Origin of the sequence: Burkholderia orbicola (assembly GCF_900100915.1) — a bacterium.
In the GTDB taxonomy this organism is placed as follows: domain Bacteria; phylum Pseudomonadota; class Gammaproteobacteria; order Burkholderiales; family Burkholderiaceae; genus Burkholderia; species Burkholderia orbicola.
The window spans coordinates 828,878-842,745 of the sequence record NZ_FNKW01000001.1 but is presented as its reverse complement, the minus strand read 5'-3'; the positions used below and the strand labels follow the sequence as shown (position 1 = coordinate 842,745).

The 13,868-nt window shown below is 68.0% G+C and carries 13 protein-coding genes; 2 read left to right on the top strand and 11 right to left on the bottom strand.

The annotated features are described in order from the left end of the window. Nucleotides 1-33: 33 nt before the first annotated feature. A complete protein-coding gene (locus BLS50_RS04005; protein WP_074800901.1) occupies nt 34-702 on the bottom strand; it encodes a LysE family translocator in 669 nt (222 codons plus the stop codon). Nucleotides 703-761: 59 nt separating this feature from the next. Further along, on the bottom strand, nt 762-2,318 hold the full coding sequence (locus BLS50_RS04000) for a UbiD family decarboxylase (RefSeq protein WP_011694201.1): 1,557 nt from the start codon (nt 2,316-2,318) through the stop codon (nt 762-764). Nucleotides 2,319-2,914: 596 nt separating this feature from the next. Here BLS50_RS04000 and BLS50_RS03995 point away from each other — a divergent pair. Then, nucleotides 2,915-4,054: a transglycosylase SLT domain-containing protein gene (locus tag BLS50_RS03995; RefSeq protein ID WP_074800900.1), complete on the top strand. Its 1,140-nt coding sequence runs from the start codon at nt 2,915-2,917 to the stop codon at nt 4,052-4,054. Nucleotides 4,055-4,173: 119 nt separating this feature from the next. Here the strand turns inward: BLS50_RS03995 and BLS50_RS03990 are convergent, their stop codons facing one another. The 9 genes from BLS50_RS03990 to BLS50_RS03950 all read right to left on the bottom strand — a co-directional run bounded on the left by BLS50_RS03990 (nt 4,174) and on the right by BLS50_RS03950 (nt 12,318). Beyond that, nucleotides 4,174-5,370 carry a pyridoxal phosphate-dependent aminotransferase gene (locus tag BLS50_RS03990; protein ID WP_027812022.1) on the bottom strand — a complete coding sequence of 399 codons (1,197 nt, stop codon included), beginning with the start codon at nt 5,368-5,370 and terminating at the stop codon, nt 4,174-4,176. Between the two features lie 70 nt (nt 5,371-5,440). After that, the gene (gene nusB, locus BLS50_RS03985) at nt 5,441-5,878 is read right to left on the bottom strand and encodes a transcription antitermination factor NusB (RefSeq protein WP_006476662.1); all 438 of its coding nucleotides are present in this window, start codon (nt 5,876-5,878) and stop codon (nt 5,441-5,443) included. Next, nucleotides 5,875-6,390 carry a 6,7-dimethyl-8-ribityllumazine synthase gene (gene ribH / locus BLS50_RS03980; protein WP_006476661.1) on the bottom strand — a complete coding sequence of 172 codons (516 nt, stop codon included), beginning with the start codon at nt 6,388-6,390 and terminating at the stop codon, nt 5,875-5,877. The genes nusB and ribH overlap by 4 nt, the downstream gene beginning before the upstream one ends. Before the next feature lie 53 nt (nt 6,391-6,443). Beyond that, nucleotides 6,444-7,586 (bottom strand): bifunctional 3,4-dihydroxy-2-butanone-4-phosphate synthase/GTP cyclohydrolase II, encoded by a 1,143-nt coding sequence (gene ribBA / locus BLS50_RS03975; RefSeq protein WP_006476660.1) that lies wholly within the window; start codon nt 7,584-7,586, stop codon nt 6,444-6,446. Between the two features lie 157 nt (nt 7,587-7,743). Next, complete coding sequence (locus BLS50_RS03970; RefSeq protein ID WP_074800897.1) at nt 7,744-8,262, bottom strand: DUF1993 domain-containing protein; 519 nt, start codon at nt 8,260-8,262, stop codon at nt 7,744-7,746. A 357-nt stretch (nt 8,263-8,619) separates the two neighbouring features. Continuing rightward, nucleotides 8,620-9,249 (bottom strand): riboflavin synthase, encoded by a 630-nt coding sequence (locus BLS50_RS03965; protein ID WP_012328079.1) that lies wholly within the window; start codon nt 9,247-9,249, stop codon nt 8,620-8,622. 14 nt (nt 9,250-9,263) lie between these two features. After that, nucleotides 9,264-10,385, bottom strand: a complete 1,122-nt coding sequence (ribD, locus tag BLS50_RS03960) for a bifunctional diaminohydroxyphosphoribosylaminopyrimidine deaminase/5-amino-6-(5-phosphoribosylamino)uracil reductase RibD (RefSeq protein ID WP_074800892.1) — start codon at nt 10,383-10,385, stop codon at nt 9,264-9,266. Between the two features lie 15 nt (nt 10,386-10,400). Further along, nucleotides 10,401-11,684, bottom strand: coding sequence for a glutamate-1-semialdehyde 2,1-aminomutase (gene hemL, locus BLS50_RS03955; RefSeq protein WP_006476656.1), 1,284 nt, complete (start codon nt 11,682-11,684; stop codon nt 10,401-10,403). 181 nt (nt 11,685-11,865) lie between these two features. Further along, nucleotides 11,866-12,318 carry a hypothetical protein gene (locus BLS50_RS03950; RefSeq protein ID WP_012328082.1) on the bottom strand — a complete coding sequence of 151 codons (453 nt, stop codon included), beginning with the start codon at nt 12,316-12,318 and terminating at the stop codon, nt 11,866-11,868. A 246-nt stretch (nt 12,319-12,564) separates the two neighbouring features. Here BLS50_RS03950 and BLS50_RS03940 point away from each other — a divergent pair, with 246 nt between their 5' ends. Then, nucleotides 12,565-13,782 (top strand): Bcr/CflA family multidrug efflux MFS transporter, encoded by a 1,218-nt coding sequence (locus BLS50_RS03940; protein WP_053523864.1) that lies wholly within the window; start codon nt 12,565-12,567, stop codon nt 13,780-13,782. The last annotated feature ends 86 nt before the right edge of the window (nt 13,783-13,868 follow it).

Below are 13,868 nucleotides of genomic sequence, written 5' to 3'. Positions count from 1 at the left end.
GGCGCCGTGGCCGGCACGCTAGCGCGATGGCGATTAAACCGCGTGCACGATCAGGTCGCGGTAGCCGCCGACGATCACGCTGTACGAGAAATACGCGAACAGCAGCGCCGACGCGACATGGCACGCACGCATCAGTCCGGCGCCCGCGCGCTTGCGGCCCTGGCTCGCGAGCGTGCACATGAAGAGCGTCCACGCGAGGCCGCCGAGGAAGAAGCCCGACAGGAACACCGACGCGGTGGCCGGCGTGGTCGCACCGGCTTTCGCGATCAGCGCGCCGCCGACCGCCGCGAACCACAGGATCGCGCTCGGCGACGACATCGCGAGCAGCATCCCGCGCACGAAACTGCGCCGTGCGCTCGCCCGCGGCGGCGGGGCATCGTCCGCGTCGTCGTCGGCCGCCTTGGCGGGCGCCAGCGCTTCGCGCGCCATCTTCCACGTGAGGAACAGCAGCACCGCGCCGCCGCCGATCCACACGATCCAGCGCACGGGTTCGAACTGCAGCAGCACGGCCATTCCCGCGAGCGCGAGCGCCGCGTAGACGAGATCGCCGACGCACGAGCCGACGCCGAGCCAGAAGCCCGGGCGGAAGCCGTGCGATAGCGTGAGCGACAGCATCGCGACGTTCACGAGGCCGATGTCGAGACACAACGAGAGCGACAGAAAGAATCCGTCGGACAGCATGGAGGCGGGCGGAAAGCTCATCTTCTGGGTGTTTGCGGCGATTGCGATGCGCAGGCCGGTAGACACCGGCCTGCCTGGCGTCAGAGGCCGATCTCCTGCCACAGCCGGTCGACGCGCGCCTTGACGGCCGCGTCCATCTCGATCGGGCGGCCCCATTCGCGGCTGGTTTCGCCCGGCCACTTGTTGGTCGCGTCGAGCCCCATCTTCGAGCCGAGTCCGGCCACCGGCGACGCGAAGTCGAGATAGTCGATCGGCGTGCTATCGACCATCACGGTGTCGCGCACCGGGTCGACGCGCGTCGTGATCGCCCAGATCACTTCCTTCCAGTCGCGGATGTTCACGTCCTCGTCGACGACCACGATGAACTTCGTATACATGAACTGCCGCAGGAAGCTCCACACGCCGAACATCACGCGCTTCGCGTGGCCCGCGTAGCTCTTCTTCATCTGGACGATGGCCATCCGGTAGCTGCAGCCTTCCGGCGGCAGGTAGAAGTCGGTGATTTCCGTGAACTGCTTTTGCAGCAGCGGCACGAAAACCTCGTTGAGCGCGACGCCGAGCACCGCGGGCTCGTCGGGCGGCTTGCCCGTGTAGGTCGAGTGGTAGATCGCGTCGCGGCGCATCGTGATGCGCTCGACGGTGAACACCGGAAACCACTCCTGTTCGTTGTAGTAACCGGTGTGGTCGCCGTACGGTCCTTCGAGCGCGTGTTCGTACGCGGCCGCCGCGTTGCCCGCCGGTCGCGGCGGCGCGCCGGCCGGAGCGGGGGCAGGGGCGCCTTCCTGCGGATGAATGAAGCCTTCGAGCACGATCTCCGCGCGCGCGGGCACCTGCAGCGTGTCGACGCCGGGCGTCAGGCACTTCGCGAGTTCCGTGCGGCTGCCGCGCAGCAGGCCGGCGAACTGATACTCGGACAGCGAATCGGGCACGGGCGTCACCGCGCCGAGCGTCGTGGCCGGATCGGCGCCGAGCACGACCGCGACCGGATACGGCTTGCCCGGGTTCTGCAGCGCGAATTCGCGGAAATCCAGCGCGCCGCCGCGATGCGCGAGCCAGCGCATGATCAGCTTGTTGCGGCCGATCAGCTGCTGGCGGTAGATGCCGAGATTCTGGCGTGACTTGTTCGGTCCGCGCGTGACCGTCAGGCCCCACGTGACGAGCGGCCCCGCATCGCCGGGCCAGCAGGTCTGGATCGGCAGCTTGTTCAGGTCGACGTCGGCGCCTTCCCAGACGATCTCCTGGCACGGTGGTGACGACACCGACTTCGGCGCCATGTCCCACACTGCCTTCGCGAGCGACAGCAGCTTGCCGGCGTCCTTCAGGCTCTTCGGCGGATCGGGTTCCTTCAGCGCGGACAGCAGGCGTCCGAGGTCACGCAGCGAGCCGAGCGCGGCATCGTCGCCCGCATCGACGCCCATTCCGAGCGCGACGCGGCGCGGCGTGCCGAACAGGTTGCCGAGTACCGGAAATGCATTGCCGGGCGGCGCGTTGAACAGCAGCGCGGGGCCGCCGGCGCGCAGCACGCGGTCGCACAGCTCGGTCATTTCGAGCACGGGCGACACGGGCTGCGTGACGCGCCGCAGTTCGCCGAGCGCCTCGAGGCGCTGAATGAAATCGCGTAAGTCTTTGTATTTCATGAAGAAGGTCCGGGCAACCCGCATGAGCGGGCAGCGATGGGCGGGGCAGCGGCCGGCTGCGACCCCGAATTGACCGACGATTTTACCCCGGGCAGCCATGCAGCCGCCCGGCGGAGAAAAAGTCGATCGCGCGCAAACCCCCTACGGCACGGGGCTCGCGTTCTGAAGAGGAGTTTTAAATTACTTTTTGTTATAGATTTTAGTTTTTATAGTGTTGACGATCTATAAAACCCTGCTAGAATCCGCTCACATTGGTTGCAGGGTAAAAGGCTTCGAGCCGCCAATCACCGATCTTTGACGCAGCGCGTCACCGTCCGCCGAACCCTGCACGGCGTCTTCGACGGCTTTTGTCGTAGTCCTAGCCAGCGCTACCAGACGCTGGTTTTTTGCGTGGGTGCCACCGCGTATGCCCGCCTCGCCCAATGTGCGAAGGCGCCGGCCCTCTTACACCGTGGCCTCGAACGGTACTTATACCGTTTCCCCGATGCTTGCGCGTCCCAACCAAGGCGTGCGGCGTCGTGATTCCGCGGCGCGTTTTCTGTCTCGCCTTCGAGCTGAGCGAGCCGCACGAGTCATGTTCATGGGAGATGATCTGAATGAACGCTTGGTTATCGTGGCGTCCCACTGAGCAGCATGCGCAAATCGTGCGCAACTTGCTGCGTCGCGGGACGCGTGTCAGTCACCATCTATTCAGCGTTGTCGGCTGTTTCGCTGTCGCGGTTGCGCTCGCACTGTGGCTGCTGCCAACCGTCCGCGGCACGCTCGCCGCGAAGCTGATGCCGGTCGTATCCGCGGCCGTGCAGGCCGGTCCGGCGCGTCTGCTGTCCGGCCATCCGCTGCCGAACTTCGCGCCTGCCGGTGCGCAGCCGCAGCAGGAGGACAGTCCCGAAACGGATGCGCTGGCGGTCGGCCTCGATGTCGCGCCGGAAACCGCCGCGCAGGGCGCTCAAGGCGCGCAGGGCGATGCGTCCGATCCGGCCCGCACCGGCCCGTCGCCGGTCGCACTGGCCAAGCTGATTCCGATTCAGCGCGTGGCGGCCGATGCCCGCGACGATCGCGCGCTCGCGTCGAACCGCGAACAGGCGCTCGTCGCCACTTATCTGTCGCGCCGTTACCGCGTCGCGCAGGAGCCGCTCGGCCAGCTCGTCAAGGCCGCGTTCCAGACCGGTCGTGACGTCGGCCTGGATCCGCTGTTGCTGCTGTCCGTGATGGCGATCGAATCGGGCTTCAACCCGTACGCCGAAAGCGGCGTCGGTGCGAAGGGGCTGATGCAGGTCATGTCGAAGGTTCATTCCGACAAGTTCGAGTATTTCGGCGGCACCGACACCGCGCTGCAGCCGCTCGCGAACCTGCAGGTCGGCGCACTGGTGCTGAAGGATTGCATTGCGCGCGGCGGCTCGCTCGCGAACGGCCTGCGCCTGTACAACGGCTCGACGAACCCCGACGACAACGGCTATGGCTCGAAGGTGATGGCCGAACGCGGTCGCCTGCGCGACGTCGCGCGTGGCCGCAGCGTGCCGATCAACGCGCCGCAGGCGCCCGCGCAGCCCGCGAAGCCGATCGTCACCGCCGCTGCTGCCGTGACGGCCGCAGCCGGCGGCGCGAAGCGCGTGCATGCGACGCTCGACGGTACGACCTCGGTCAAGGCGGCGCCGAAGGAAGCCGCGTCGCAGGACGACGCGAGCGTCGATACCGCGAAGCAGTCGCACGCCGATCATTCGGAGCTCGGCGCATAACGTCGCAGGCGCCGTGAGGCTTCGGCCGGCACGACTGGGCATGAGAAAGGAAAGGCACCCGATTCGGATGCCTTTTCTTTTTTGCGGTGTGTGAAGCACCCGGTGCGCCGGGCGCGGTGTCAGTGCTGCCCGAACAGCGTCCCGAGTCGGTCGACCGCCTCTTCGAGCCGCGAGTAGGCGGTCGCATAGGACAGGCGGATATAGTCCCGCGGCGCATGGACACCGAAGTCCATGCCCGGCACCAGCACCACGCCTGCGTCGTGCAGCATCGCCTGCGTGAGCGCGGCGCTGTCGCCGGCTGCCGGGTGCGCGACGCCGCCGCAATGCGCATAGACGTAGAACGCGCCGTCCGGCATCACCGGCACCGTGAAGCCGAGCCGTTCCAGCGCCGGCGCGATGAAATCGCGGCGGCGCTTGAATTCGAGCCGGCGTGTTTCGTAGATGTCGAGCGTCGCGGGTTCGAAGCAGGCGAGCGCCGCATGTTGCGCGAGTGCGGACGGGCAGATGAACAGGTTCTGCGAGAGCTTCTCGAACGTGCCGACGAGCGCGGGCGGCACGACGAGCCAGCCGAGCCGCCAGCCCGTCATGCTGAAATACTTCGAGAAGCTGTTCACGGTGATCACGTCGTCGCCGAACGACAGTGCCGACACGGGCGCGGCGTCGTAGCTGAGCCCCTGGTAGATCTCGTCGACGATCGTGAAGCCGCCGCGTGCGCGCACCGCTTCGACGATCCGCTTCAGTTCGTCCGGTTCGAGCGACGTGCCGGTCGGATTCGATGGCGACGCGAGCAGCACGCCGCGCGTGCGCTCGTTCCAGTGCGTGCGGACGTCGTTTTCGGTGAGCTGGAAGCGCGCGTCCGGGCCGCTCGGCACGAGCACCGGACGGCCTTCCGCCGCCGCGACGAAGTGCCGGTTGCACGGGTAGGACGGATCGGGCATCAGCACTTCGTCGTCGCGGCCGACCAGCGCGAGGCACGCGAGCAGTAGCGCGGCCGATGCGCCGGCCGTCACGACGATCCGCTCGGGGGCGACCGTGAGGCCGTATGCGCGTGCATAGTGCGCGGCGATCGCCTCGCGCAGCGGCGCGATGCCGAGCGCGCTCGTGTACTGCGTGACGCCGCGGCGCAGCGCGGCTGCGGCGGCCTCGACAACCGGCTCCGGCGCGGTGAAATCCGGCTCGCCGATGCCCATGTGGATAACATCGCGCCCCAAGGACTCGAGCCGCTGTGCCTCCTTCATCAGTTCCATCACATGAAAGGGCTGGATCGCGTCGACGCGTGCGGCGAGCGTGACGAGCGAATCGGCGGTGGTATTCATCGGCGGGCAGGGCGGAGGGGGAAAAGAATGAAAAACGGGCGCTTGCGCGCCCGTGGACCAACCAGCGGTATCAGCCGTTGCGACGCGCCTGCGTTTCGGCCGGGCGCAGCTTCGCGGCGAGCTTGTCGAGCACGCCGTTCACGTACTTGTAGCCGTCGGAGCCGCCGAACGTCTTCGCGAGTTCGACGGCTTCGTTGATGATCACGCGGTACGGCGTTTCGACATGGTGCGTGAGCTCGAACGTCGCGATCAGCAGCACCGCGCGTTCGACCGGCGACAGCTGATCGATCGGACGGTCGAGCGACGGCGCCAGCGCTTCGACGAGCGTCGCATGCTCGCGGATCACGCCGTGCAGGATCGCTTCAAGCAGTTCCTTGTCAGCCTTGTCGTAACCGAGCGCGCCGCGCAGTTGCGCGTCGATCTCGCCGGAGGGCGCGTTCGACAGCAGCCACTGGTACAGGCCCTGCGTCGCCAGCTCGCGCGATTGTCGGCGGGCGCTCTTCTTCATGCGCGCTCCTCTTCGTCGTCTTCGTCTTCCTCTTCGTCCTCGTCGTCGCCGAGTTGGTCGAGCGCCATCGTCAGATTGGCCATCTCGACCGCGACGCGTGCGGCGTCACGACCCTTTTCGGTCATGCGCGCGACGGCCTGCTCGTCGTTTTCGGTCGTCAGGACTGCGTTGGCGATCGGCAGGTTGAAGTCGAGGCCGATGCGGGTGATGCCCGCGCCGCTCTCGTTCGACACGAGTTCGAAATGGTAGGTCTCGCCGCGGATCACCGCGCCGAGCGCGATCAGCGCGTCGAACTGGCCGCTTTCGGCGAGCTTTTGCAGCGCGAGCGGGATTTCCAGCGCGCCGGGCACCGACACGAGCAGCACGTCTTCACCGGTGACGCCGAGGCGTTCCAGTTCTTCGACGCACGCGTCGGCGAGGCCGTTGCACACGGGCTCGTTGAAGCGCGATTGCACGATGCCGATACGCAGGCCGTCGCCTTCGAGATTCGGTTGGTATTGTCCGATTTCCATGATCTGGTCCGTGGTGTGGATGAACGGTTATAGGGCGAAAGCGCCGTGGCGGGTTACGCGTGGGACGCCGGGCAGGACTTGGCTTCGCCGCCGGGCATCGGAATGAAGCCCGTGACTTCGAGGCCGTAGCCGGACATGCTGCCCAGCTTGCGCGGATTCGACAGCACCTGCATCTTGCCGACGCCGACATCGCGCAGGATCTGTGCGCCGATGCCGAACGTCTTGAAATCGACCGGCCGGCGCTTGAGCGCGGCAGCCCTTTCTTCCTCGTCGAACGCCTTGAAGACGTCGATCAGGTGTTCCTTCGTATCGCCGCAGTTGAGCAGCACGATCACGCCGAGGTCGCGTTCCGCAATGTCGCGCATCGCGGCGTCGAGCGTCCACGAGTGGGTCGAGATGCCGGTCTCGAGCAGATCGAGCACCGACAGCGGCTCGTGTACGCGCACCGGCGTATCGACATCGGGCGACGGAGCGCCGCGCACCAGCGCGATGTGCGGCGAGCCGCTTGGCTGGTCGCGGTACAGCACCGCGCGGAACGTGCCGTGCGCGGTCTGCATCGTGCGCTCGGCGATCCGCTCGATGATCGATTCGGTGCGGCTGCGGTACTGGATCAGATCGGCGATCGTGCCGATCTTCAGATTGTGTTCCTTCGCGAATTCGATCAGATCGGGCAGGCGCGCCATCGTCCCGTCGTCCTTGATGATCTCGCAGATCACTGCGGCCGGCGTGAGGCCCGCGAGCGCGGTGAAGTCGCAGCCGGCCTCGGTGTGGCCCGCGCGCACGAGTACGCCGCCCGGTTGCGCCATGATCGGGAACACGTGGCCCGGCTGCACGATGTGCTCGGGGCGCACGTCGTGCGCGACCGCCGTGGCGATCGTGTGCGCCCGGTCGGCGGCCGAGATGCCGGTCGTCACGCCTTCGGCCGCTTCGATGCTGACCGTGAACGCGGTGCCGTACTGCGTGCCGTTGCGGTAGGTCATCAGCGGCAGGTGAAGCTGCTTGCAGCGTTCCTGCGTCAACGTCAGACAAACCAGGCCGCGGCCGTACTTGGCCATGAAGTTGATCGCTTCCGGCGTGACGAATTCGGCGGCGATCACGAGGTCGCCCTCGTTTTCGCGGTCTTCTTCGTCGACCAGGATCACCATCCGGCCGGCTTTCAGCTCGGCGATGATGTCGAGCGTGGAGGCGAGCGTCATAAGGGGGCGAGAAAGAGGAAAGTGCGTATTTTACGCCAGCCGGACGGCGTTTCGGCTGGCGCGGGCCGCGCGGGGCCCGCGCGTGCTCCGGAAAGCGCTGCGGCCGGCCTGCGCGCGGGTGCGGACGGTTGCGGGCCGGACGTGGCCTGCCCGCGCGTCACGCGTGCTCGTTGCGCCCGCCGAGGTAGTCCAGCTTGCCGAGTTCGACGCCGCTGTGGCGCAGGATGTCGTACGCGGTCGTCACGTGGAAGAAGAAGTTGGGCAGCACGAAATTCAGCAGGTACGACTGGCCGGTGAACTCGATCGGGCCGACGCGCATCTTCAGCACGATCTGGCGCGTCTCGCTGCCGTCGATCTGCGCGGCGTCGAAGCTCTTCAGGTAGTCGATCGTCTTCTGGATGCGTGCGTGCAGTTCGTCGAAGGTCTGCTCGACATCCGGGTAGCTCGGGATCTCGGTGCCGGCGAGCCGCGCGGCGCAGCCCTTGGCCGTATCGGTCGCGATGTACACCTGGCGGACGAGCGGCAGCATGTCCGGGTACAAGCGTGCGCCGATGAACACCGACGGATCGATCTGCTTTTCGGCCGCATGCGCCTGTGCCTTGCCGAGGATGTGCTGCAGGTTGGTGAGGCCGCGGATCAGGACGGGCAGCGAAGCCTGGTACATCGAGATGGACATGGGGACGACTCCAATGGGAAGAGTGGCGGCCGCTACGCGGCGCGTCGTACGTGGCGGCGTGGAAACCGCTGTCGACGCATCTTAGCGCGACGGCATGGCCCGTGCGCGTCGTTGGCCGTTCGGCCAGGTACCGGCTGGCCGGACGGCCAACGACCGAATCCGATCGCGATGCCGGCATTTCGGATGGCAGGAGACGGAGCGGCACGGCACGAAGTAGGGCACGAGCAATGCCCGGTGGCGCCAGCTCGGTTACCGCGTATGACCGCCGCGGCGGCTGGCGAGTGGGGCCGTGGCGACGCCCAAACAATGCCGAAACGAACCGCCAGCCGTCATTCCATATACAGAGGATCTGCTTGTTCAGTCCTGATGCATGCCCTGCGATGCCGACAGCATCCGCTCCACATACCGCGCGATCATGTCGACTTCGAGATTGACCTTGTCGCCGGCCTGCACGTGACGCAGCGTCGTGACTTCGACCGTATGCGGAATCAGGTTGATCGAGAATTCGCAGCCGTCCGCGCGGTCGTCGATCGTATTGACGGTCAGGCTGACGCCGTTCACCGTGATCGATCCCTTGTACGCGAGATAGCGGCCGAGTTCGCGCGGCGCGACGATCCGCAGTTCGTGCGACTCGCCGACCGGTGCGAAGCGCGACACGGTACCGAGGCCGTCCACATGGCCCGACACTATATGCCCGCCGAGGCGGTCATGCGCGCGCAGCGCCTTCTCGAGATTCACTTCGCCGGGCTGCGCGAGGCCGACCGTCCGGTTCAGGCTTTCGCGCGACACGTCGACGTCGAACGTGGTGTCGGTCTTCTCGATCACCGTCATGCATGCGCCCTGGATCGCGATGCTGTCGCCCAGCGCGACATCGGCGAGATCGAGCCCGCCGGCCTGCACGGTCAGGCGCACGCCCGCATCGGCCGATGTGCCGAGCGGGGCGATCGATTCGATGCGGCCGACGGCCGCGACAATTCCGGTAAACATCGTGGCGATTCCGTTCAGTGAGACGTGTCGGTCGGTGCGACACGCGCGAGGATGCGCAGGTCGTCGCCGATCCGCTCGATACCGTGGAACGACAGCCGGATGCGCGCCTCGAGGCTGGCCGGCGCGGCGAGATCGAACATGCCGGCCGCGTCGGCGCCCAGCAGGCTCGGCGCCAGATACACCAGCAATTCGTCGACGCACCGCTCGCGCAGCAGCGAACCGTTCAGTTTGTGGCCGGCCTCGACGTGCAGCTCGTTGACGCCGCGCGCGCCGAGCGCCGCCAGCATCGCGGGCAGGTCGACCTTGCCGTGCGCATTCGCGAGCGGCACGATTTCCGCGCCGCGCGACTTCAGCACGTTCGCGCGCAGTTCGCCGGCGGCGTCGAGCCGGCCGCAGAAGATCAGCAACGGCGCGCCTTCGAGCAGCCGCGCGTCGAGCGGCAGGTCGAGGCGGCTGTCCACCAGGATGCGTTGCGGCTGGCGCGGCGTGTCGATGCCGCGCACGGTCAGCAGCGGATTGTCCTCGCGCACGGTGCCGATACCGGTGAGGATCGCGCACGCGCGGGCGCGCCACGCATGGCCGTCGAGGCGCGCGGCCTCGCCGGTAATCCACTGGCTTTCGCCGGACGGCAGCGCGGTGCGGCCGTCGAGCGACGCGGCGGTCTTCATCCGCACCCACGGGCGGCCGCGCGTCATCCGCGACACGAAGCCGATGTTCAGCTCGCCGGCTTCATTCGCGAGCAGCCCGCAGCGCACGTCGATGCCCGCGTCGCGCAGCATTCCGAGGCCGCGCCCCGACACCTGCGGGTTCGGGTCTTCCATCGCGGCGACGACCTTCGCGACGCGCGCGTCGATCAGCGCGTTCGCGCACGGCGGCGTGCGGCCGAAATGGCTGCACGGTTCGAGCGTCACGTAGACGGTCGAGCCCGCGACGTCGTAGCCGCGCGAACGCGCGTCCTTGAGCGCCTGCACTTCCGCGTGGTCCTGGCCGGCCGGCTGCGTGAAGCCTTCGCCGATCACGTCGCCGTCCTTGACGATCACGCAGCCGACGCGCGGATTCGGCGCGGTCGTGTACATGCCGCGCGCCGCGAGCGCGAGCGCGCGCTGCATGTGGGCGAAGTCGGTATCCGAGAACATGCGCGCGGCCCCGGGTCAGGCGGCGAGTGCCGCGAACGCGCGGCGCGCGGCCGCGAGCGTCGCGTCGATCACCGCGTCGTCGTGCGTGCTCGACACGAAGCCGGCTTCGTACGCGGACGGCGCGAAGTACACGCCCTCGTCGAGCATCAGGTGGAAGAAGCGGTTGAATCGCTCGACGTCGCTCTTGGTGACTTCCGCGAAGCTGCCCGGCACGCGCTCGGCGAAGTACAGGCCGAACATCGCGCCGATCGAGTCGGCCGCGAACGGCACGCCGGCCGCGCGTGCTTCGGCCGCGAGGCCGTCGGCGAGCCGCTTCGTCTGCGCGGTGAGCGCGTCGTAGAAGCCCGGCGCCTGGATCAGTTGCAGCGTCTTCAAGCCCGCGGCGACCGCGATCGGATTGCCCGACAGCGTGCCGGCCTGGTAGACGCCGCCGAGCGGCGCGAGGTGGGCCATGATGTCGCGGCGGCCGCCGAACGCAGCGGCCGGCATCCCGCCGCCGATCACCTTGCCGAGGCAGGTGAGGTCGGCCGCGATCCCGTAGTACGCCTGCGCGCCGCCGAGCGCGACGCGGAACCCGCACATCACCTCGTCGAAGATCAGCACGGCGCCGTGCTTCGTGCACAGCGCGCGCAGCGCGTTCAGGAATTCGGGCGTGCCGCGCACGAGGTTCATGTTGCCGGCGACCGGCTCGACGATCACCGCGGCGATCTCGTCGCCGAACGCGCCGAACGCTTCTTCCAGCGCGGCGACGTTGTTGTATTCGAGGACGGTCGTGTGCTTCGCGATGTCGGCGGGTACGCCGGCCGACGTCGGGTTGCCGAACGTCAGCAGGCCCGAGCCGGCCTTGACCAGCAGGCTGTCCGCGTGGCCGTGGTAGCAGCCCTCGAACTTGACGATGCGGCTGCGGCCCGTGAAGCCGCGCGCGAGACGCAGCGCGCTCATCGTCGCCTCGGTGCCGCTCGACACCATCCGCACCTGCTCGATCGACGGCACGAGCTTGCAGATTTCCTCGGCGATCTCGATCTCGGCTTCGGTCGGCGCGCCGAACGAGAAGCCGTCGGCGAGCACGTTCTGCACGGCCGACAGCACTTCCGGATGGACGTGGCCGACGATCATCGGGCCCCACGAGCCGATGTAGTCGATGTACTGCTTGCCGTCGGCATCCCAGAAATACGGGCCTTGCGCGCGCGCGACGAAGCGCGGCGTGCCGCCGACCGAGCGGAAGGCGCGCACTGGCGAGTTGACGCCGCCCGGAATGGTCTTCTGGGCGCGTTCGAAGAGGATCTGATTGTTGGACATGAGCGAAACCTGCGAGAGAAGGGCGCGGGGGCCTGTGCACGGGCCGCGGCGCCTGGGCGGAACGATCGTCTGATTGTACCGGAGACACGCGCGGCAAGCCCGCCGGCCGGTCCGCGGCCTTTCGGCGCGCCGGGGGAATCGGCCGGACAGAAAGGCGGCCCCGATGCGACCCGGTTTCCGCTTATCGCGGCGGCTTGCGCTTGCCGGTCAGCTCGGCCCAGCGCTTTTCGAGCGGACCTTCGACCATCGGCTTGATCGACGTGCCGGAACTCTGCGCATCCCAGGTCTGTACCGAATACGGATGGACGCGCAGCGCGTCGCGCGGAATCACGACGTCCTGGTGCGCGTCGACCAGCCAGTCGTACACGAAGTCGATGCACAGCCGGTAGCCGCGCTTGGTCGACGGATCGGGCACCTCGTATGGCGCGCGCGTCACGTAGCCGGAGCCGAACACGCCCTTGGGCTCCTTCGCGACACGGTGCAGGAACACGCGGTCGCCGGGCAGGATGCCGCGCGCGAAGCCGCAGCCCCATACGTCATGCACGGCCTCGCCGGCCTTCACGCGCGCGGCGACGTCGGGCAGCTCGGGCCATGGCCATTTCTTGGGGCTCCAGATCAGCAGGAAAGCGGTCATCGGGTCGGTCGTACGTCGAATAGGTCAGACAAGAGCGGCAAGCAGCAAGCTTAATCGAATCCGCCCGCACGCTGGTTCGGCGCGCGACGCGCGTGGGCGGGTTCCTGCCCGCCGCCGCATGCAGCCCGAGGCACGCAAAAAAGTTGCGCGTACAATCATGGGCCTGAACGCGTCGCTTGCGGCGCGGCTTCCCGTCTTCACCGCCACGCGCGCCCCGATGCGCGCGGGCTCCCATTCCGGATACCCATGTCCCACGTCGTCCGGCGCCGGCCCGATGCCCGGCTGATCCTGTTGCTCGGCGCGCTCGCGGCCTGCGGGCCGATCGCCACCGACATGTACCTGCCGAGCCTGCCGTCGATCGCCGCGGGCTTCTCCGTCAGCGCCGGCGCCGCGCAGCGCACGCTGACGAGCTTCATGGCCGGCTTCTCGATCGGCATGCTGCTGTACGGCCCGCTGTCCGACACGTGGGGCCGCCGCCCCGTGCTGCTCGGCGGGATCGCGCTGTTCACGCTCGCGAGTATCGGCTGCTTCGTGGCGGGTTCGATCGACATGCTGATCGTCGTGCGCTTTTTGCAGGCGCTCGGCGCCGGCGCCGCGTCGGTGCTCGCGCGGGCGATCGCGCGCGACGCGCACGAGCCGAGCGACGCGGCGAAGGTACTGTCGATGGTCGCGATCGTCACCGCGGTCGGGCCGCTGCTCGCGCCGCTGATCGGCGGCCAGATCCTGCGTTTCTCCGGCTGGCGCGGCGTGTTCGTCGTGCTGGCCGTGTTCGGCGCGCTCTGCGCGACGACCGCGTACCTGCGCGTGCCCGAAACCTGGCCGAAGGAGCGGCGCAAGAGCGCGGCCGTGCTCGCGTCGTTCGCGTCGTACGGGCGCATCCTGTCCGACCCCGTCGCATGGGGGCACATGCTGTGCGGCGGGATGGCGTTCGCGTCGATGTTCTCGTACATCACCGCGACGCCGTTCGTGTACATCGAGTATTTCCACGTGTCGCCGCAGCACTACGGGCTGCTGTTCGGTTTGAACGTCGTCGGGATCATGATCGGTAACTTCGCGAACACGCGGCTCGTCGGCCGCATCGGTTCGCTGCGTATCATCGCGGCCGCGTCGCTCGTGAGCTGCATCGCGTCGCTCGCGGTCGCGTTCGTCGCGCTGACCGGGTTGGGCGGGCTGTGGTCGATCGTCGTGTGCCTGTTCTTCGTCGTCGGCGTGGTCGGGATCCTGTCCGCGAACTGCACGACCGACCTGATGCATCGCTATCCGCACAACGCGGGCGCGTCGGCGGCCGTGTTCGGCGCGATGCAGCTCGCGCTCGGCGCGCTGGCGAGCGTCGCGATCGGCGCACTCGCGGACGGCACGCCGTTCGCGATGGGCGTGACGATCGGCGTCACTGGCGTGCTGTGTTTCGCCGGGCGCTATCTGGTGCTGCGCTGGCATGGCCGGCCGGTGAAAGCGGGCGCCTGAACCGCACCGCTAGCCGGATCGCACAACGAAAAACGCCACCGCGCGCGATGCGCCGGTGGCGTTTTTCGTTGGGACGCGTGACGCGG